Genomic DNA, 20339 nt, shown 5'->3' with positions numbered 1-20339 from the left:
CCCGATTTGCCGCTAGGGATGCCCGCAATGTCGGTGTGCGCGCGGGAATTGTCAATCAGGACGGCCACATCCGGCCAAAGTCCGCCCAACCTCGTGAAGCTTGCGCGCGTAACGGCGGCGCGGCGGTGAAGCGGAGGAGCGTCTCCCTGGAAGGCCCTCAGCGGAGTGCGGCGGTTGGAGCCCACTTGGCTCAGCCGTAAAAGACCACGACCTTACGGCGGCTGGAGCGCACTTGGCCTCGCCGTAAGAGACCATGGTTTGAACGGGCCGCCCGCGAACCGACGGCGAGCGGCCCGGACGAACTAGTCGTTCAGATGCTGCCGCAGATAGGCGTCGACGCCCTCGATCGAGATGCGCTCCTGGGCCATCGAGTCGCGCTCCCGGATCGTCACGGCCTGGTCCTCGAGCGTGTCGAAGTCGACCGTGATGCAGAACGGCGTGCCGATCTCGTCCTGGCGGCGGTAGCGGCGGCCGATCGCGCCCGCGTCGTCGAACTCCACATTCCACCTGCGCCGCAACTGCGCGGCCAGGTCGCGGGCCTTCGGCGACAGGTCGGCGTTGCGCGACAGCGGCAGCACCGCGGCCTTGACCGGCGCGAGCCGGTGGTCGAGCCGCATGACCGTGCGCTTCTCCATGACGCCCTTGGCGTTGGGCGCCTCGTCCTCGCTGTAGGCGTCCAGCAGGAACGTCAGCGTGGCCCGGTCGACACCCGCCGCCGGCTCGATGACGTAGGGGACGTAACGCTCCCCGGTGTCCTGCTCGAAGAAGCTCAGGTCGACGCCCGAGGCCTTGGAGTGGGCGGTGAGGTCGAAGTCGGTGCGGTTGGCGATGCCCTCCAGCTCACCCCACTCCGAGCCGGTGAAGTTGAAGCGGTATTCGACGTCGACCGTGCGCTTGGCGTAGTGGGACAGCTTGTCCTTCGGGTGCTCGTAGAGGCGCAGGTTGTCCTTGTTGATACCGAGATCGGAGTACCAGCGGAAACGCTCGTCGATCCAGTATTGGTGCCACTCCTCGTCCGTGCCCGGCTTGACGAAGAACTCCATCTCCATCTGCTCGAACTCGCGGGTGCGGAAGATGAAGTTACCCGGGGTGATCTCGTTGCGGAACGACTTGCCGATCTGGCCGATGCCGAACGGGATCTTCCTGCGGGCCGACTGCTGCACGTTGAGGTAGTTGATGAAGATGCCCTGCGCGGTCTCGGGCCGCAGGTAGGCCAGGCCCGACTCGTCCTCGACCGGGCCGAGGAACGTCTTGAGCAGGCCGCTGAACTGCCTGGGCTCGGTGAAGGTGCCCTTGTTGCCGCAGTTGGGGCAGGTGATGTCGGCCAGGCCGCCCTCGGGCTCCTTGCCGTTTTTCTCCTCGTAGGCCTCGATGAGATGGTCGGCCCGGAAGCGCTTGTGGCAGGACAGGCATTCGGTCAGCGGGTCGGTGAAGGTGTCGACGTGGCCGCTGGCCCGCCACACCTCGGGCGCCAGGATCACGGAGGAGTCGAGGCCCACCACGTCATCGCGCGACTGGACCATCGACAGCCACCACTGCCGCTTGACATTGTTCTTCAGCTCGACACCCAGTGGACCGTAGTCCCACGACGCGCGCAGTCCGCCGTAGATCTCGCTCGACGGATAAACCAGCCCGCGGCGTTTGGCGAGGCTGACAATGGTGTCCATGACGTCGTTGCGTCGTGCCATTTTGGTTGATTCTCTTTCCGGCTGGAGGTCGGCGAGTGTGATTGGTGAGCTCCCAGCTTAGGGGACGCGCGGCGGCTCTCGCGCGCCAGTATTCCTACGTCCCGTCCTGCGTGTAGACGTCCTCGAACGCGCTGGGTTCGTTGACCATGAGGATCATCAGTGGATACATCACCATTCGGGCGGCGGAGAGCGCCCTTCGGTAGAAACCGGCGCCCTCCCATTCGCTGACCAGTGCCCACAGATTGGGCTCATCGACCGAACGGGCCAGCCTGCCGCGGCGGTAGCCCGGCTGGGCGGCGAGCGTGTCGAGGATGGCGTGGCCCTGCTTGACGAAATCTTGGGACTGGGACTCTGGGACGGTGTATCGGATGACGGCGAGCACGTGACCAGCCTAAAGGGGCCGCAGTGTCGTCACGGGCGGACAGGGCAGGTATGCCTGCCCGCGATGGGACTCCAGCCGCCCGATCACCCGGATGGGGCTCCAGTCGCCCGATCACCCGCTTCCGCTCGCCCGTCGTGCCCGGGTGTCACGGCAAACTCCCGTAGGCTCTGTCTGTGGCCCCTGACAACAAGCGTCCGCTTCCCCAGGGGGAGCGGTTCTTCACGCCGGGCGCGACCGGCCTGCGCAAGGCGGTCGAGCGGCGCAGCGCGGTCCCGATGACGTTCCTGTTCACGCAGGTGCCCCGGTGGGTGGCACCTGTCGTGCTGGTGATCCTGCTGCTGGCCGGGTTCGCCGTGGCCAACTGGCTGGGTGGGGTGGCCGCGCTGCTGGTGCTCGCGTTCGTGGGGTGGCTGGCATTCCTGTCGTGGCCGTCGCTGGGGATCAGCGGGAAGGTGTTGCGGATCGCCGTGCTGATCTTTCTGGTGCTGCTGATGGCGACCCGCTTCGGGATCTGGTGAGCCGTTTCGGGGCCTGGTGAGCCGTTCCCCGATCTGGTGGGCCCGGTGCGGCAGCCCGGGTGAGGCGCGCGTCTGGTGGGCCCCGTGAGCCCCGTGCCCGGGTGAGGCTGTTACGGCAGCAGCGTGTAGTGCGGGAAGTTGCCCGGCAGGCGTTCGGCCTCGGGTCCCGAGGTGGCGGCCCGCACCAGGAGCTCGCCGCCGACGAAGGCGCCGCGCCAGGACGCGCCGAGCCCGCCGAACAGCTCCTCGCGGTCGCCGCGCGAGCGCGGCTTGTTGTGGCCCACCTTGAACGCCCGCACCTCGGGGGCCAGCCGCTGGAAGGTCTCCTCCGCGCCGCAGGACAGGGTGGCGACCAGGGCGCCGTTGCTGGCGTTCATCGCGGCCAGCAGCTCGGCCTCCGTGTCCACCAGGACGAACGTGTCCACCGGGCCGAACGGCTCGGCGTGGAAGAGGGGTGAGGACCGGGGCGGGTTGAGCAGGGCCGTCGGAGCGAAGTAAGCCGACATATCCTGCCCCGGCAGGAAATGTCCGTCAGCAAGCGACTCCCGGTGCACCGGCACGCCGCCCCGCCCGATCGCCTCGTCCACCTGGTCGGCCAGTTCCTTGGCCTTCGAGGCGTTGATCAGCGGCCCGAAGTCGAGCTGCGGCAGCGGATCCTCCGGGTCCTCGACCGCCAGCGGGTGCCCGAAGCGCAACGAGCCGACCGCCTCCAGATAGGCGCCCAGGAACTCGTGGAACAGCGACCGCTGCACCACGAACCGCGGGTAGGCGGTGCAGCGCTGCTTGCCGTAGTCGAAGGAGGCGCGGATCTGCCTCGTGAGCAGGTCCCAGTCGCCGTACTCCCACACACCCCAGCAGTTGAGCCCCTCCTGCTCCAGCACGTGCCGTCGCCCGAGGTCGGCCAGCGAGGTCGCCACCTGGCCCCCCGCGTCCCGGCCGCCCACGAACGACACGCAGCCCAGGGACTTGCCCGACACCAGCACCGGCGACAGGTCCGCCCCGCCCCCGCTGACCAGCGTGAACGGCAGCCCCTCCCGCACGGCGAGGGCGGTGGCCAGGGTCAGGCAGCACAGCCCGCCGTCCGTGGGCGTCTTGGCGATCACGGCGTTCCCGGCCAGTGCCTGCACGAGCATGGCGTGCATGAGCACGCTCATCGGATAGTTCCAGCTCGCGATGTTGCTGACCGGGCCGGGCAGCGGCATGCGCCCGGTCATCATGCGGTCGATCTCGGTCAGGTACCAGCGGACCCCGTCCAGGCAGCGGTCCACGTCGGCGCAGGCCGTCTTCCACGGCTTGCCGATCTCCCACACCAGTAGCAGGGCCAGCAGGTCGCGGTGCTCGGCCATGGACTCCACGGCCGCCGCGACCATCGCCTTACGGTCGGCGAGCGGCAGGTAGCGCCACCGCCGGTGCTCCTCGACGGCTCCCGCCACCGCCCGCCCGGCGCCCGCCCTGTCGAGCCTGGGCAGGCCCGCGATGGCGGTGCCGTCCAGGGGCGAGAAGCCAGGCACGGGACGCCCGTCGCGGTGCCAGATGCCGCCCCAGTGGTTCAGCACCCGGTCGTCGTGGAAGGCTTCGGGCGCCGCCGTGCAACATCCGTTGTAGGCGTCCCGCCAGGCCGTACCCGGCTTGAGCTGCATGAGTGCTCCTCTCAGTCGGACCAGTCGGCTGTGATGAGCTCGGGCAGCGGCTCGAACTCCTTGATCGCCTCAAGCGACGGGCCCATGGCGGCGTTGGCCTCGCGTTCGACCATCACCTCCACGAGCACCGGCAGCCGCTCCCGCGCGGACTCGGCCGAGGCCCAGGCCAGCGCGCCGGCGATGTCGCCGGGCTGCTCGACCCTGCGGGCCGGGCAGCCGAACGCCTCCATGGCCTTGACGTGGTCGATGCCGCCCTCCCCGTAGTGCAGGTCCACGGCGAAGTTCATGTCGTACGGGAGCTCGGCCTGCCGGATGAGACCCAGATACTCGTTGTTGATCATGACGATGACGAACGGGATCCGGTACTGGGCCGCGACCGCGACCTCCTCCATGAGGAACTGGAAGGAGTAGTCGCCGACCACGGCCACGACCTGGCGTTCGGGGTGCGCGACCTTGACGCCCATGGCCGCGGGCACCTCCCAGCCCAGCGGCCCGGCCTGCCCGCAGACCAGGTAGCGGCGCGGCAGGTACGTCGTCTGGAACTGCCCCGACCAGATCTGGTAGAGCCCGATCGCGGTGACGAACGTCGTGTCCCTGCCGAAATACTCGTTGATCTCCTTGAACACCCGGGGCGGCTTGATCGGCACGTCGTCGAAGTCGTCCCGGCGCGCCATCGTGCGCCGCAGGTCGCCGACCTTGCGCACCCACTTGCCCGGCTCCTGCGGCCCGCCGCGCCGGCGCGCCTCGGTGAGCAGGTCGGCCAGCACCGGCTTGGCGTGGCCGACGATCCCGAGGTCGGGTTCGAAGACCCGGCCGATCTGCATGGGCTCGATGTCCACGTGGACGAATTTGCGGCCCCTGCGGTAGACGTCGAGGTCGCCGGTGTGCCGGTCGCCGAACCGGGCGCCCACGGCGAGCACCAGGTCGCTCTCCAGGAACGCGGCGTTGCCCCAGCGCGTCTGGGTCTGCGTGCCGGCCATCCCGGCGAACAGCGGGTGGTCCTCGGGGAAGGCGCCCTTGCCCATGAGCGTCACCTGCACCGGCACCTGGAGGTGCTCGGCCAGCGCGCGCAGTTCGTCGGCGGCCTCGGCGATGATCACGCCGCCGCCGGCCAGGATGATCGGCCGCCTGGCCGCGGCCAGCAGGTCCACGGCCTTGTGCACGGCCGCGGGCAGCGGCTGCGGCACGTCCACGGGCAGCGGCGCGTCCACGTCCCGGTCGTACAGGCACGAGCCGCGCTGGACGTCGATCGGCAGGTCGATGAGCACCGGCCCCGGCCGTCCCGAGCGGGCGATCCGGAACGCCTCCCGGAACACCCAGGGCGCCTGGGCGGGCTCCTTGAGCTGCACCGCCCACTTGGTCACCGGCCGGGCGATCTCCACGATGTCGACCGCCTGGAACGCCTCCTGGTGCAGCTTGCTGGTGGCGGCCTGGCCGGTGATGCAGATCATCGGGATCGAGTCGGCCAGCGCGGTGTAGAGGCCGGTGATCATGTTCGTGCCGGCCGGGCCGGAGGTGCCGATGCAGACGCCGACGTTGCCCGTCACGCGGGCCCAGCCGTCGGCGGCGTGGGTGCCGCCCTCTTCGTGGCGTACCGTGATGTGCTTGATCGAGCTGTGCTGGAGCGCGGCGTAGAGCGGCAGGATCGCCGCGCCGGGGATGCCGAAGACGGTGTCCACCCCCTCCGACTCCAGCACCGAGACCACGGCCTCCATGCAGGGAATTCGCTTCATCCGTTGAGCCTTTCGACGACCTTGAGCAGGGCGGAGTGGTCGAGCGAGCCGTGGCCCTGGGCCCTGGCGGCGGCCACGAGCTGGGCGACCTGGCCGGTCAGCGGCAGGCTGACGCCGGCCTCGCGGGCGGCCGCGACGGCGATGCCCATGTCCTTGTGGTGCAGGTCGATCCGGAATCCGGGGACGAACTCCCGTCTGACCATGGTGTGCCGCTTGAGGTCGAGGATCCGGGAGCCCGCCAGGCCGCCCGCGAGCACGTCGAGCCCGGGGGCCGGGTCCACGCCGGAGGCCTCCAGCAGCACGATGGCCTCCGCCACCAGCCCGTAGATGCCGCCGACGACGAGCTGGTTGGCCGCCTTCACGGTCTGGCCGGCGCCGGCCGGGCCGACGTGGACGACGGTCGTGCCGAGCGTGCCCAGCACCGCCCTGGCCGCCTCGAAGTGCTCCTGCTCGCCGCCCACCATGATCGAGAGCGTGCCGTCGATCGCGCCGCGCTCGCCGCCGCTGACGGGGGCGTCCAGCGCCCGTACGCCGACGGCCGCCGCCTGCCTGGCGACCCAGCGGGAGGTCTCCGGTTTGATGGTGCTCATGTCGATGTAGAGCAGGTTCGGCTTGCCGTACTCGACGACCAGCGGCGCGACCTCCTCGACCTGCGGCGAGTCGGGCAGCATGGAGATGACCACCTCGGCGCCGCCCACCGCGTCGACCACGCTCGACGCGCCCTTGCCGCCCAGGCCGACGAGCTGCTCGACCCGCTCGGCGCTCACGTCGTAGCCGGTCACCGCGTGTCCTGCCTTGAGAAGGTTGGCCGCCATCGGGCTGCCCATGATCCCCAAGCCGACGAACCCGATGTTCATGATCGCCTCCAGTCGAACGCGCCCGGCCCCTCGTGCCGGTACTCCAGGCCGACGTGGCCGCCGTAACCCGCCGCGGCCAGCCGGGTGAAGATCTCCTCGTACGGCATCCGCCCGCTGCCCGGTGCCCCGCGGCCGGGATCGTCGGCGATCTGCACGTGGCCGAACCGGGCCGCGTGCCGGTCGATGAGGTTCAGGACGTCCTCCCCCATCCGGTGCAGGTGGTACAGGTCGGCCAGGAAGGCCACGTTCTCCCTGTCGACCTCGTCGATCAGGTCGAACGCCGCTTGAGACGACGTGATCGGATATTTCGGGTTCTCGTGGGAGTTGAGGGCCTCGACGACCACGGTCGCGCCGATGCCGGCCGCCGCGTCCGCCGCCCGCCGCAGGTTGGCCACGGCCAGCCCGCGGTCGGTGTCCGGCCCGTTGCCGTACAGGGCGTTCAGCACCCGGCAGCCCAGCCCGCCCGCCAGCTCCACGGCCACGTCGATGTTGGCCCGGAACCGGGTGGAGCCGTCGCGCCTGGCCACCAGGCCGCGCTCGCCCGCGGCCATGTCGCCGGCGTCGAAGTTCAGGCCGACCAGGCGCACCCCGGCGTCCTCGATCGCCTGCCGCAGCTCCCCGAGCCGCGCGCTCGCCGGCTCCGGCCCGCCGAACGGCCACCACAGCTCGACCGCGTCGAACCCGGCCTTGGCCGCCGCGGCCGGTCGCTCCAGGAGTGGCAGGTCGGTGAACAGAATGGACAGATTGACATCGAATCTGGCTCTCATGGCCTCACTCCGTGAGGCGGGCTCAGTCGCCATACGCCGCGCCCTCGCGGGTGAGGGCCGAGCGCATGAGGCGGGCCGTCTCCGACGGGGTGCGGCCGACGCGGACGGCGACCGCCTCCAGGGCCTCCTTCTTGGCCTGCGCGGTGCCGGACGAGCCGGACACGATCGCGCCCGCGTGCCCCATGGTCTTGCCCTCGGGCGCGGTGAACCCGGCCACGTACGCCACCACGGGCTTGGTGACGTGCTCGGCGATGTAGGCGGCGGCGCGCTCCTCGGCGTCGCCCCCGATCTCGCCGATCATGACGATGGCCTCCGTCGCCGGGTCCTCCTGGAACGCCTTGAGGCAGTCGATGTGGGTGGTCCCGACGACCGGGTCGCCGCCGATGCCGACGGCGGTGGAGAAGCCGATGTCGCGCAGCTCGTACATGAGCTGGTAGGTCAGCGTGCCCGACTTCGAGACCAGCCCGATGCGCCCGGCGGAGGTGATGTCGGCGGGGATGATCCCGGCGGAGGACTGGCCGGGGCTGATCAGGCCGGGGCAGTTCGGACCGATGATCCGGGTCCGGCCGGCGGCCAGGGCGCGGAAGCGCACCGCGTCGTGCACCGGCACGCCCTCGGTGATGACCACGCACAGCGGCACCTCGGCCGCGACGGCCTCCTCCACCGCCCCGCCGGTGAACCGCGGCGGCACGAAGATCACCGACACGTCGGCCCCGGTCTCCGACACCGCCTCGGCCACGGACCCGAACACGGGCACCGTGCGGTCGCCGAAGTCCACGGACCGCCCGCCCTTGCCCGGGGTCACCCCGGCCACGATGTCGGTGCCCGCGGCGAGCATGCGCGCCGTGTGCCTGCTGCCCTCCGAGCCCGTCATGCCCTGTACGAGCACCCGGCTGTCCTTGGTCAGAAAGATCGCCATCAAGCACCTACCGCGAGTCTGGCCGCCATATCGGCGGCGCCGTCCATGGTGGAGACCTGCCGGACCGCCGGATGGCGGGCGTCGCTGAGGATGCGCCGGCCCACCTCGGCGTTGTTGCCGTCCAGCCGTACGACGATGGGCGTGCCGTGGCCGCGCTCGCCGAGCAGCCCGAGCGCGGTGACGATGCCGTTGGCCACGGCGTCGCAGGCCGTGATGCCGCCGAAGACGTTGACCAGCACCGAACGCACGTCGGGGTCGGCCAGGATGATCTCCAGCCCGTCGGCCATGACCTGGGCGGAGGCGCCACCGCCGATGTCCAGGAAGTTGGCGGGGGCGGCGCCCGCCCCGGCCACCACGTCAAGAGTGCTCATCACCAGCCCGGCGCCGTTGCCGATCACGCCGACCGTGCCGTCCAGCTTGACGTAGTTCAGGCCCTTGGCCTTGGCGCGGGCCTCCAGGCTGTCGGACTCCTCCGCATAGTCCCAGGAGTGCCGGAACGCCGAGTTGTCGTCCAGGGTGACCTTGCCGTCGAGCGCCACGATGCGCTGGTCGGTGGTGCAGATCAGCGGGTTCACCTCGACCAGCACCGCGTCTTCGGCGACCAGCACCCGCCACAGCTTCTCCAGCACCTCGGCCGCCTGCTCGGGCAGCCCCGCCTTGGCGGCGAGCACCCGGGCGGTGTCCGGGTCGACGCCCGCCACCGGGTCGATCGGCAATCTCACCAGAGCGTCGGGGTTGTTGGCCGCGAGCTCCTCGATCTCCATGCCGCCCTGGCCGGACACCATCGCCAGGAACCCGCCCTCAGCCCGGTCCACCAGGAAAGCCGCGTAATACTCCTCGAACGGCACGGTCGCCGCCTCCACCAGCACGGTGTCGGCGACGTGCCCCTTGATGTCCATTCCGATGACCCGCTCGGCCTCCTGCTCGGCGGTCACCGGCCCCGCGGCGGTCCTGATGCCGCCGGCTTTGCCGCGTCCACCGGTCTTCACCTGGGCCTTGATGACAACGGGCGCGTTCAGGTCGGCCGCGATCGCGCGGGCCTCGGCGGGGGTGGCCGCCACCCGGCCGGCGGGGACCGGGATGCCGTGACGCCCGAAGAGCTCCTTCGCCTGGTATTCGTACAGGTCCATTCGAGCCTCCTCTTTGTAGACGGTATACCGTATGGAATATTCGTCGTCTAGGGTCTCGACAGGGCCCTGTCTTCTGGATATTCCATACGGTATGGAGAATGCAATCAGGGACTGGCGGGGACGTTGTTACCTGCCGGGACCCGTCCCCGCCGACCGTTCCCGCATGTTCTGGCTGGCCCTGGCGGCCATGGCCGCGATCAGCCCCCTCCAGTACGGCTACGCCGCCCTGCTGACCACCGAGCCCGGCGGCCCGACCCTGCTGGCCGTCTGGATCGCCTGCCAGGCCGCGGGCGCGCTGCCCGCCCTCCATCTCGTACGCCGGGGCCGCCTCGGCGTCCGCGCCTGCCTGGCCGCCGGGGCCGCGCTGAGCGGCCTGGGCCTGGCCACCGCGACCTTCACCGGCCCGGCACCGTCGGTCGCCCTCGTCGGCTACGCGCTGCTCGGCGGCCTGGGCGCCGGCCTCGTCTACGGGGTGTGCGGCGAGGTCGTCTCCTCCTGGTACCCGGACCGGCCCGCGGCCCGGGTCGGCCTGATCACCGGTGCCTTCGGCTACGGCGCGGTGCCCCTGCTGCTCTGGGCCGGGATCGCCCCGGCGGCCACCGGCACCGCCTTCCTGGTCGCCGCCGTGCTGGCGGTGGCGGTCATCGGGGCCGCCGCCCGCTACCTGCGGCTGCCGCCGGCCCAGTGGTGGCCCGGCGACCTGGACCCGCGCTCGCACGCGCTGGACGCCGCCAGGCTGCGCACGACCCCGGACGCGGCCAAGGAGTTCCTGCTGGGCCAGGCCCTGCGCACGCGTACGCTGCCGGCGCTGGCGCTGATCCTGACCTGCGCGGGCGCGGTGTCGGTCTTCGACGTGATCGTGGTGGCGGGCACCGGCTCGTGGGGCGCGCTGGCCCTGCTGGTGGCGCTGAACGGGGCCAGCCGGTCGGTCGCCATGCGCGCGTCGGAGGCGTTCGGCCGCCGCCGGGTGCTGGCCGCCGTGCTGGCCTCGCTCGCGATCGGCCAGCTCCTGCTCGCGGCCGCCGCGCAGAACGCCCCAGCCACGACCCCGCTCGCGGAGGCGGGCGCCGTACCCGGAGAGCCGCTGGTGTGGCTCGGGGCGGGCGGGCTGCTGGTGTGGCTCGGGGCCCTCTTCACGGGGCTGGGCGGCGGCGCCTTCTACCCGCTGCTCGCCAGCCTGGTGCGGGAGTTCTTCGGCGCGGAGCGCGCGGGCGAGATCCACGCGGTCGTCTACAGCGCCAAGGCACTGGCCGGTGTCGTGGCCGCCGTACTGGCGCTGGTCGCGCTGAGCGCTCCCGTGACCGCTCTCGTCGCCGCCGCCGCGCTCGCGGCCCTCCCGGCGCTCGCCACGCCCCGCCTGCGCGTGCCCGGCCTGCCCGTGACCCTCCCCTTGTGATGAGACTCACCGCCAGGCACAACCCCTGGACGGTATGCTGTAGGCAGTCGACGAAAAACTTTTAAACGCAGCCCTGGAGACACGAACATGTTGCTGTCGGATCAGGCCGGTCAGACGGCGGCCACCAAGATCCCCCGTCCCGCGACGCTCAGAGAGAGCGTCATCGAGGCTATCCAAGAGCTCATCGTCTCGGGGCAGCTCAAGCCCGGCCAGCACCTCGTCGAGAGCGAGCTGGCCGAGCTGCTCGGCGTCTCCAGGCAGCCGGTCCGCGAAGCGCTGCAGCAGCTCAGCGGCGAGGGCTGGGTCGACCTGCATCCAGGTCAGGGCGCGTTCGTGCACGTCCCGACGCTGGAGGAGGCCGACCAACTGCTCGCCGTCCGCACCCTGCTGGAGACCGAGTCCGCCAGGCTCGCCGCCGGCCACGCGGGTGAGGACGGCGTGCGGCAACTGCGTTCCCTGTGCGCGCGCGGCATCGCGGCGGTGCAGTCCGACGACGTCGACTCCGCCGTGGCGATCAACTCGGAGCTGCACGCCCTGGTCACCGCCCTGTCGGGTAACGCCGTGCTGGCCGAGCTGGCCAGCCAGGTGGCCCGGCGGGTGCGGTGGTATCACACGCCGGTGGCCCGTCAGCGCGGCATGGCCTCGTGGGACGAGCACACGGCGCTGATCGATGCCATCGAGGCCGGGGACGAGCAGCGCGCCGCGAAGATCATGCGCGAGCACACCGAGCACACCCGCGCCTCCTACATGGAGCAGCGGGAGAGCGAGCCCGTCGAGCCCGCGCCCAAGCCGGTGCGCCGGCGCCGTCCGCGCACGCCGCAAGCGGGATGATGATGGGTTGATCCGACGTTTACATGAAGGTAATGCTCCGCAAATCCTTGGGTAGAGGATGGAGCCAACGAAATGGGAGGTGCATGACCATGAAGGCGTTCAAGCGCTTTCTCCTCAGTGATCCGCTGGGTCAGTCCGCGGACGGCAGGAAGATCGGCCTCGGACTCGGCATGGCGCTCAGGAAGCAGTACGCGACGGACGAGGCGGAGCGTCACCTCCACCGGTGGTCCGTCGAGCACGAGGCGAGCAAGAGCCCGCAACCCTAGCTCGCAGAAGGCACCCGTTCAGGAGAAGAAGGCGGCGCAGAGACAGCACAGCGCTGAGCCGCGGCAGGGGCGCTCGACCCGCGCCCCCACGCACGGCACTCTTCAGCGGTCCACGGGTTCCGGTTCCACCACCTCCGCCTTCTTCGCATCACGGGCGGACTTGATCAGGCTCAGCACCGTGGTCACGGCGAGAGTCCCGATGATCACGCCGAGAGAGACCAGGATCGGGATCTCCGGCGCCCATGACACTCCGTCGTGGTGAAGCGCCTCCAAGATGAGCTTCACGCCGATGAAGGCCAGCACCACCGACAGCCCCTTGCTCAGGTAGACGAGCCGGTCGAGCAGGCCGCCGATGAGGAAGAAGAGCTGCCGCAGCCCCATGAGGGCGAAGGCGTTGGCCGTGAAGACCAGGTAGGGCTCCTTGGTGAGCCCGAAGATGGCCGGGATCGAGTCCAGCGCGAACAGCAGGTCGGTAGTCCCGATGGCGACCATGACGATCAACATCGGGGTTACCATCCTGCGGCCCGTGTGTCGCACGGTGAGCCGGGCGCCTTGGTAGGTGTCCGTCGTAGGAAGCACCCGGCGCACCGTGCGCAGCGCGATGTTCTCGGAGAACTCGGCCTCTTCCTCCTCGTGCCCGATCAGCTTCCACGCCGTGTAGACGAGGAAGGCGCCGAACAGGTAGAAGAGCCAGTCGAATCTTTGGACCGCCTCGGCTCCCGCCGCGATGAACGCGCCCCGCATGACCAGGGCCAGGATGATGCCGACGAGCAGCACCTTCTGGCGGTATTTCCGTGGTACCTGGAAGCGGCTCATGATCAGCAGGAAGACGAAGAGGTTGTCGACGCTGAGTGAATACTCGGTGATCCAGCCCGCGAAGAACTCCGTCCCGTGTGCCGGCCCCGACACCAGCAGCAAGCCGATGCCGAAGGCCACGGATAGGCCCACGTAGAACGTCACCCAGCCCAGGCACTCCTTGAAGGAGGGCTCGCGCGGATTGCGGGCCACCAGGTAGAAGTCCAGCGCGAGGACCAGGCAGAAGCCGCCGATCGTGGCCAGCCAGATCCAGAGAGGCAGGTTCACCGGCGCCCTCTCTTTCTCGCGCGCATCGCGTCGGCGTACTGGAGGTAGAGGCCGAGCAGGGCCTCCGCGCGCGGGTTGTCCGGAGCACGGCGTACGAGCCAGTGCGGCATGAGCCGCTCATGCATCCAGACGAAGCCGATCGCGAAGCCCAGGCCGACCATCGCCTGGTAGCCCAGGAACGGGAGCACGCCCTCCGCGAGGCCGACTCCGAACAGGCTCTCCTGGACCAAACGGGACAGGGGAAACCCGACCATCCAGAACAGGCCGATGGGTCCGAAGGTGCCCGGTCTGAACACGCCTTGGTCGAGCAGCACGCCGTACAGGCCGCCGAAGACGGCGAGCGGTATGGCGAGTGCCAGCGCCGACAGCGCGGCCACGCCGATGGGCTGCCCCGCGAAGAGGACAAGCCCACCGGCCATGGCACCGGCTGCGGCTCCGATCGACGCCCCGGGCAGGGCGAGTTCGAGGCTTTGCCGTTCGATCATCATCAGCCGATCGCCACACCGTAGGCGAACAGGCAGTAGAACAGCAGCCCCAGGTAGAACACCGCGCCAAACCCGATGATCGCGTTGCTCCACCACTTGGGCCTGATCGGTTTCGGCAGCATCCGGTTGTTCACCAGGAGCAGCGTCACGCAGTACGCGCCCATCGCGAACGTTGACAGGAACGCCAGCGTGTCCAGGATCTCGTCCGGTCCGTCGGCCGGGCCGAACAACAGGATCAGGATGCCGAAGATGATCACGGCCCAGAGGAAGACGCCGTACAGGCGGGACATACCGATCTTCTTCGCCCCGCGAACGAAGTTGTAGGTCATGTCGGCCTGCCCGCGGGAGAACGAGTCGAACAGGCCCAGCGTCGCGTTCAACCCGATCAGCGCGATGAACCCGAGGAACACCACCCCGAGCACCGAGCTGCCCGCCGCGGAGACGGCGTCGGACATGGCCGAGAGCGCGGCCTCGCGGTCGTCTCGCTGCAGGGCCTCCTGCACGCCCGGGTTCAGCCGCGCCGCCGACTGGGCGATCACCGTGAAGGAGATCGTGACCAGCATGGTGACGCCCCAGAACAGCAGCAGGGCGTCGAAGGTGACCCAGCGCCGCCAGCCCTTCCACTTGGCCATCTCGGCCGGGTCGTCGGTGTCGAACATGAACCCGCGGGCGGGCATCTCCTCTTCCTCGCCCGCGTGCCGCAGCCCGCGCACCTTCGGGATGTGCGCGCCCATGCCGGCCCCGGAGTCACGCAGGTGCAGCGTGTACCACATCTGCTGCATGCCCGAGGGACCGGCGAACGCGCACGCTCCGACGATCACCGGGAACCACGCCGCGGACATGGCCTCCTGCGGGAGGTAGCCGATGGAGAACATGCCGGTGATCGTGTCGGCCACGTCACCCCAGGAGCCCACCATCGCCGCGATCACGGCGGTGCCGAGCACGAGCGCGCCGATCAGTAACGACAGCACGTTCTCCAGCAGGTTGTAGATCACCTTGGCCAGGCTGAAGACCACGCCGACCAGGACCAGGCCGGCTATCGCTGTTATCACCCATGGGATGCCGGTTATCTGTTCGAACGCCGCCGCTCCCGCGGACACGTGACCCGGCCAGATGTAGACGGCGATCGCCACGATGAAGAAGAACCACATCAGCGGCTTGAAGACCCTGGCCGCGCCGGAGAAGATGCTCTCCCCCGTGGCCATGGCGTAACGCGCCATCTCCAGCATGACCACTGCCTGAAGGGTGACGCCGATCAGGAACAGCCACCTGATCTCCGGCCCGAACAGCAGCACCAACCGGGGCCACATGTACGACTCGCCGATGCCCACGCCCAGCGCGACCAGGAAGACCGTCGGCCCGATGATGTGCACCGAGGGAGGCGCGTCGGGGAGCTTCCTAATGGGCATCGGATCAAGCCGGCCCGCTTTCCATACTCTGTCGTCCTCGACCGGCGGCGTGGCCGTCGCCGGTGGTGTGTTCGATGTGTCCACCTACGGACCTCCTGGGGGGTTGTTGCCTTTCTAATGCGCCCCGAATGAGCCCCCTCGCCTCGGCTACCGCGCTCGGCTCTTAGCGCAGCAGCCCGGCTGCCCGCGCCCATCGGTACTTGGCACCGAGGACCGCGACGGGCTTCTCCGTCGTGTACGGGTACGCGACCACGCCGTGCTCGAACAGGTACTCGCTGGCCTCCTCAACCTCGGTGTCGCCCGCCAGCGACGCCACGACCGGCTTGACATTGCCCTTGGCCCGCTCCTCCGCCACGACACGGGCGATCAACTCGGCGAACACCATCGGCGGCGTCACGATCGTGTGCCAGTAGCCGAGGACGAGCGCGTGGATCCGCTCGTCCGCCAGCCCCAGGCGGACCGTGTTCTCGTAGGTCGAGGGCGGTTCGCCGCCGGTGATGTCGATGGGGTTGCCCGCCGCCCCGAACGGCGGGATGTAGGCGCGGAAAGCCACGTCCAGGTCGTCCGGGATGTCCATGAGGGTCAGCCCGGCGTCCACGATGGCGTCCGACAGCAGCACGCCCGAGCCGCCGGCGCCGGTGATGATGACGACGTTCTCGCCCTTGGGGGCGGGCAGGATCGGCAGCGCGCGGGCGTACTCCAGCATGTCGTTGAGGCCCGGCGCGCGCACCACCCCGGCCTGCCGGAGGATGTCGTCGTACACCTTGTCGTCACCGGCGAGCGCCCCGGTGTGGGATCCGGCCGCCCGCGCGCCCATGGCGGTGCGCCCGGCCTTGAGCACGATGACCGGCTTCTCCTTGACCACCCGGCGGGCGGCCTCGACGAAGCCGCGCCCGTCCTTGAGGTCCTCCAGGTGCATGGCCACGGCCTTGGTGTTGTCATCCTGCTCGAAGAAGGTCAGCAGGTCGTCCTCGTCCACGTCGGCCTTGTTGCCGACGCCGACGATGGCCGAGACGCCCATCTTGGAGGTGCGGCTGAAGCCCAGGATGGCCATGCCGATGCCGCCGCTCTGCGAGGTCAGCGCCACGCTGCCCTTGACGTCGTACGGGGTGCAGAACGTCGCGCAGAGGTTCTCCGGCGTGTAGTAGTAGCCGTAGATGTTCGGGCCGAGCATGCGCACGCCGTGCCGCTTGGCGATCTCGACGATCTCCTTCTGGCCCTCGACGTTCCCGGTCTCGGCGAAGCCAGAGGGGATCATGACCGCCCCGGCCACGCCCTTCTGCCCGACCTCCTCCAGCGCCGAGGCCACGAACTTGGCCGGGATCGCGAACACGGCCACGTCCACGTCGCCGGGCACGTCACCGATGCTCTTGTACGCCGCGCGCCCCATGATCTCGTCGGCCTTGGGGTTGATCGGGAAGATCTCCCCCTGGTAGCCGCCGTTGATGAGGTTGCTCATGACCGAGTTGCCGATCTTGCCCTTCTCGGCGGAGGCGCCGATGACGGCGACCGAGCGCGGCTTGAAGATCCGCGTCATCTGCCGCAGGATCTCCTCCCTCGGCAGCCTGGTGGGCTCGGCCGGCTTCTCGCCGATGAGGATGCGCACGTCGGCGGCGACCGCGCCCTTCGCGTCCACGAAGACGGGATTGAGGTCGACCTCGGTGATCTCGGGGAAGTCGGTGACCAGCTTGCCGACCCGCTCGATCAGCGCCGAGAGCGCCTCCCTGTTGGCGGGCTCGGCCCCGCGGGCACCACGCAGCACTTCCGCCGCTTTGATGTCGTCCAGCATCCCCAGGGCCTCGTCAGCCGAAAGCGGGGCAAGCCTGAAGGTCACGTCCTTCAGGACCTCCACCAGGACGCCGCCCAGGCCGAACGCGACCACCTTGCCGAAGGTGGGGTCGGTGACGGCACCGATGATGACCTCGGTCCCGCCGCCGACGAGCTGCTGCACCTGGACGCCGTCGATCTTCGCCTCGGCGTTGTAGGCGCGGGCGTTGGCCAGGATCTGGTCGTAGCCCTCCCGCACCTCCTCGGCGGTCTTCAGGCCGACCAGCACGCCGCCGGCCTCGGTCTTGTGCAGGATGTCGGGGGAAACGATCTTCAGGACGACCGGGAGACCGATGCTCTCGGCGATCTCCACCGCCTGATCGGCCGAGGTGGCCAGGCCTTCACCGGGGGTGGTGATGCCGTACTCCTCGCAGATCTCGCGTCCCTCCGGCGCGGTGAGCGCCGTACGCCCCTCGGCGAGCGCTTTCTCAAGTACTTCCCGGACAGACACTTAGATGACTCCGTTCGTCTTCAGGTCGGCGAGCTCGTCCGCGCTCACGCCGAGCTCGCCGTAGATCTCCTGGTTGTGCTCGCCGAGCAGGGGCGGCGTGCGGACCTCCACCGGGGAGTCCGAGAGCTGCAGCGGACTGCCGACGGTGACGAACTCGCCGCGTTCGGGGTGCTCGACCGCGACGACGATGCCCTCCTCGCGCAGGCTCTCGTCCTCCACCAGCTCCCTGGTGGACAGGATCGGCCCGCAGGGGATGTTCTCGGCGTTGAGCCGGTCGAGCACCGTCCACTTGTCGTGGCGGATCGTCCATTCCTCGATGAGCTGGAACATCTTGTCCAGCTTGGACAGCCGCGCCTCGGGCGTCGACCACTCGGGGTCATCGGCCAGCTCGGGGCGGCCGATGATGGACGAGATCGGCTTCCAGCCCACCGGCTGGACGATCACGTAGATGTAGTCGTTCGGGCCGCCGGGCGCGCAGCGCACCGCCCAGCCCGGCTGGCCGCCGCCGCTGGCGTTGCCGGAGCGCGGCACTTCGTCGCCGAAAGACTTGTTCGGGTATTCGCGCAGCGGGCCGTGCCCGAGCCGCTGCTGGTCGCGCAGCTTGACGCGGCACAGGTTCAGCACGGCGTGCTGCATGGCCACCTGTACGCGCTGGCCGCGCCCGGACTGCTCGCGCTGGTAGAGGGCGGCCAGGATGCCGGCCACCGCGTGCACGCCGGTGCCCGAGTCACCGATCTGCGCCCCGGTGGCCAGCGGCGGGCCCTCCTCGAAGCCCGTGGTGCTCATCGAGCCGCCCATGGCCTGGGCGATCACCTCGTACGCCTTGAACTTGGCGTACTTGCCGGCGCCGAAGCCCTTGATCGAGGCGTAGATGAGGCGGGGGTTGAGCTCCTGGAGGCGTTCCCAGGTGAAGCCCATGCGGTCCACGGCGCCCGGCCCGAAGTTCTCCACCATGATGTCGGCGCTCTTCACCAGCTCGGTGAAGATCTCCTTGCCGCGGTCGCTCTTCATGTTGAGGGTGATGCTGCGCTTGTTGCAGTTGAGCATCGTGAAGTAGAGGCTGTCGACGTCGGGCACGTCGCGGAGCTGCTGCCGGGTGATGTCGCCGGTCGGGGCCTCCAGCTTGATCACGTCGGCGCCGAGCCAGCCGAGGAGCTGGGTGGCGGACGGACCTGACTGGACATGGGTCATGTCGAGGACGCGGACACCTTCGAGAGCCTTCATGTCGCCAATCCCCTACTTGTACATGGTCTGGTTCATGGTCCCGGGGGCGTAGACCTCCGGGTCGACCCACACGTTGATCAGTGAGGGCTTGCCCGACTCCCGGGCCCGCTCAAGCGCGGGACGGATCTCGGCCGGGTCGCGCACCTCCTCGCCGTAGCCGCCGAGCAGCTTGGCGAAGTCGCCGTAGCGGATGTCGCCGAGGGTGTTGCCCACCCGGGCACGGTCCTCGCCGTACTTGGCGGCCTGGCCGTACCTGATCTGGTTCATGGACGAGTTGTTGCCGATGACGCCGATGAACGGCAGGTCGAAGCGGACCATCGTCTCGAAGTCCCAGCCGGTGAGGCTGAAGGCGCCGTCACCGAACAGGCACAGCACCTCCTTGTCGCGTCTGGCCTGCTTGGCCGCCATCGCGAAGGCCATGCCGACGCCCAGCGTGCCCAGCGGGCCCGGGTCCATCCAGTGGCCGGGCGACTTGGGCTGGACGACCTGGCCGGAGAAGGTGACGATGTCGCCGCCGTCGCCGATGTAGATCGTGTCCTCGGTGAGGAACTCGTTGATCTCGTGGACCAGGCGGTAGGGGTCGATGGGCTGGGCGTCGGAGTGCTGGCGGGGCAGGCGCTTCTCGTACGCCTGGGTCTCCACCGCGCGCAGCTCGTCCAGCCATGCCTTGCGCTTGCCCACCACGTCACCGATGCGGCCGCTGGCCGCCTGGGCCGCCGCCGCCAGGATGAGGCCGGCGTCGCCGACGATCCCCAGGTCGATGTCCCGGTTCTTGCCCACGGTGCGGTAGTCGAGGTCGATCTGCACCACCGTGGCGGTCGGCGACAGGCGCTTGCCGTAGCCCATCCGGAAGTCGAACGGGGTGCCGACGATGATGATCAGGTCGGCCTCGGTGAAGGCGTACCTGCGGCTGAGCTGGAAGTGGTGCGGGTCTCCCGGCCCGAGGGTGCCGCGGCCCGAGCCGTTCATGTACGCCGGCACGTTCAGCGTCCGGACGAAGTCGATGGCCGCGTCGGTGGCCCGGCACGTCCACACCTGGCTGCCGAGCAGGATGCACGGCTTCTCCGAGTGCGCCAGCATGTCCGCCAGCCGCTCGATCGCCGCGGGGTCGCCCTGCTGGCGGGTGGAGGCCCGGTAGCGTCCCGGTTCGGGGATGCGGGCCTTCTCCAGCGGCACCTTGGCGTCCAGCACGTCACGCGGGATCTCCAGGAACGACGGCCCGGGCGCGCCGTTGTAGCACTCCCGGAAGGCCATCGACACGATGTCGGCCACCCGCTCCGTGCTCGGCACCGTGGCGGCGAACTTGGTGATCGGGTTCATCATGTCCACGTGCGGCAGGTCCTGCAGGGAGCCCATCTTGTGCTGGCTCAGAGCTCCCTGTCCACCGATGAGCAACATGGGGCTCTCCGCGCGGAAGGCGTTGGCCACGCCCGTGACCGCGTCGGTCGTGCCCGGCCCCGCCGTGACCACCGCGCAGCCCGGCTTACCGGTGATGCGGGCGTAGCCGTCGGCGGCGTGCGCGGCCACCTGCTCATGACGCACATCGATGACTTCGATGCCTTCGTCGACGCAACCGTCGTAAATATCGATGATGTGGCCACCACAGAGCGTGTAGATCACATCTACGCCCTCAGCCTTGAGTGCCTTGGCTACGAGATGACCGCCAGAGATCGTTTCCGACATCATGCCACCCTTTCCCGACGACGAAGCTCGATGTCTTCCGCATACTGCAT

Annotated in this window: 18 protein-coding genes; 4 read left to right on the top strand and 14 right to left on the bottom strand. The window is 69.6% G+C overall.

Annotated features, from left to right (window positions below; translation table 11 throughout):
• Positions 1-302 precede the first annotated feature (302 nt).
• Positions 303-1688: a glycine--tRNA ligase gene (locus ABGB18_RS06400; RefSeq protein ID WP_347694418.1), complete on the bottom strand. Its 1386-nt coding sequence runs from the start codon at positions 1686-1688 to the stop codon at positions 303-305.
• 94 nt (positions 1689-1782) lie between these two features.
• Complete coding sequence (locus ABGB18_RS06395) at positions 1783-2070, bottom strand: antibiotic biosynthesis monooxygenase family protein (protein ID WP_347694417.1); 288 nt, start codon at positions 2068-2070, stop codon at positions 1783-1785.
• Between the two features lie 173 nt (positions 2071-2243).
• On the opposite strand from ABGB18_RS06395, the gene ABGB18_RS06390 reads away from it, so the two are divergent.
• Entirely contained in the window at positions 2244-2588 is a 345-nt protein-coding gene (locus ABGB18_RS06390) for a DUF6703 family protein (RefSeq protein WP_347694416.1), read from the top strand.
• Positions 2589-2698: 110 nt separating this feature from the next.
• Here the strand turns inward: ABGB18_RS06390 and ABGB18_RS06385 are convergent, their stop codons facing one another.
• From ABGB18_RS06385 to sucC, 6 genes are read right to left on the bottom strand one after another with little or no spacing between them, the layout of a single operon-like run.
• Positions 2699-4228, bottom strand: coding sequence for an aldehyde dehydrogenase family protein (locus ABGB18_RS06385; RefSeq protein ID WP_347694415.1), 1530 nt, complete (start codon positions 4226-4228; stop codon positions 2699-2701).
• Positions 4229-4239: 11 nt separating this feature from the next.
• On the bottom strand, positions 4240-5961 hold the full coding sequence (gcl, locus tag ABGB18_RS06380; RefSeq protein ID WP_347694414.1) for a glyoxylate carboligase: 1722 nt from the start codon (positions 5959-5961) through the stop codon (positions 4240-4242).
• Positions 5958-6818: an NAD(P)-dependent oxidoreductase gene (locus ABGB18_RS06375; RefSeq protein ID WP_347694413.1), complete on the bottom strand. Its 861-nt coding sequence runs from the start codon at positions 6816-6818 to the stop codon at positions 5958-5960. Before ABGB18_RS06375 ends, gcl begins: the two co-directional genes overlap by 4 nt.
• Complete coding sequence (locus ABGB18_RS06370; RefSeq protein WP_347694412.1) at positions 6815-7585, bottom strand: TIM barrel protein; 771 nt, start codon at positions 7583-7585, stop codon at positions 6815-6817. The genes ABGB18_RS06375 and ABGB18_RS06370 overlap by 4 nt, the downstream gene beginning before the upstream one ends.
• Positions 7586-7607: 22 nt before the next feature.
• Positions 7608-8504, bottom strand: coding sequence for a succinate--CoA ligase subunit alpha (gene sucD / locus ABGB18_RS06365; RefSeq protein ID WP_347694411.1), 897 nt, complete (start codon positions 8502-8504; stop codon positions 7608-7610).
• A complete protein-coding gene (sucC, locus tag ABGB18_RS06360) occupies positions 8504-9634 on the bottom strand; it encodes an ADP-forming succinate--CoA ligase subunit beta (RefSeq protein WP_347694410.1) in 1131 nt (376 codons plus the stop codon). Before sucC ends, sucD begins: the two co-directional genes overlap by 1 nt.
• 91 nt (positions 9635-9725) lie before the next feature.
• Between sucC and ABGB18_RS06355 the strand changes: the two genes are divergently transcribed.
• The 3 genes from ABGB18_RS06355 (at position 9726) to ABGB18_RS06345 (ending at position 12127) form a co-directional block, all read left to right on the top strand.
• Complete coding sequence (locus tag ABGB18_RS06355; RefSeq protein ID WP_347694409.1) at positions 9726-11030, top strand: MFS transporter; 1305 nt, start codon at positions 9726-9728, stop codon at positions 11028-11030.
• Between the two features lie 87 nt (positions 11031-11117).
• Complete coding sequence (locus ABGB18_RS06350) at positions 11118-11861, top strand: GntR family transcriptional regulator (protein ID WP_347694408.1); 744 nt, start codon at positions 11118-11120, stop codon at positions 11859-11861.
• Positions 11862-11950: 89 nt separating this feature from the next.
• Positions 11951-12127 (top strand): hypothetical protein, encoded by a 177-nt coding sequence (locus ABGB18_RS06345; RefSeq protein ID WP_347694407.1) that lies wholly within the window; start codon positions 11951-11953, stop codon positions 12125-12127.
• Positions 12128-12229: 102 nt separating this feature from the next.
• Here the strand turns inward: ABGB18_RS06345 and ABGB18_RS06340 are convergent, their stop codons facing one another.
• The 6 genes from ABGB18_RS06340 to ABGB18_RS06315 all read right to left on the bottom strand — a co-directional run bounded on the left by ABGB18_RS06340 (position 12230) and on the right by ABGB18_RS06315 (position 20292).
• Positions 12230-13210, bottom strand: a complete 981-nt coding sequence (locus ABGB18_RS06340; protein WP_347694406.1) for a TerC family protein — start codon at positions 13208-13210, stop codon at positions 12230-12232.
• Positions 13207-13698 carry a hypothetical protein gene (locus ABGB18_RS06335; RefSeq protein ID WP_347694405.1) on the bottom strand — a complete coding sequence of 164 codons (492 nt, stop codon included), beginning with the start codon at positions 13696-13698 and terminating at the stop codon, positions 13207-13209. The genes ABGB18_RS06340 and ABGB18_RS06335 overlap by 4 nt, the downstream gene beginning before the upstream one ends.
• Positions 13698-15104 (bottom strand): Nramp family divalent metal transporter, encoded by a 1407-nt coding sequence (locus ABGB18_RS06330; RefSeq protein WP_347694404.1) that lies wholly within the window; start codon positions 15102-15104, stop codon positions 13698-13700. Before ABGB18_RS06330 ends, ABGB18_RS06335 begins: the two co-directional genes overlap by 1 nt.
• A gap of 163 nt (positions 15105-15267) precedes the next feature.
• Positions 15268-17382, bottom strand: a complete 2115-nt coding sequence (locus ABGB18_RS06325; protein ID WP_347694403.1) for an acetate--CoA ligase family protein — start codon at positions 17380-17382, stop codon at positions 15268-15270.
• Entirely contained in the window at positions 17383-18615 is a 1233-nt protein-coding gene (gene frc / locus ABGB18_RS06320) for a formyl-CoA transferase (RefSeq protein ID WP_347694882.1), read from the bottom strand.
• 3 nt (positions 18616-18618) lie between these two features.
• Positions 18619-20292, bottom strand: coding sequence for a thiamine pyrophosphate-binding protein (locus tag ABGB18_RS06315; protein ID WP_347694402.1), 1674 nt, complete (start codon positions 20290-20292; stop codon positions 18619-18621).
• Between the last annotated feature and the right edge of the window lie 47 nt (positions 20293-20339).

The sequence above is a fragment of the Nonomuraea sp. B12E4 genome, assembly GCF_039871825.1.
Classification (GTDB): domain Bacteria; phylum Actinomycetota; class Actinomycetes; order Streptosporangiales; family Streptosporangiaceae; genus Nonomuraea.
Note: the sequence above shows the minus strand (reverse complement) of the source record. Positions and strands in the feature narration are given on the sequence as shown.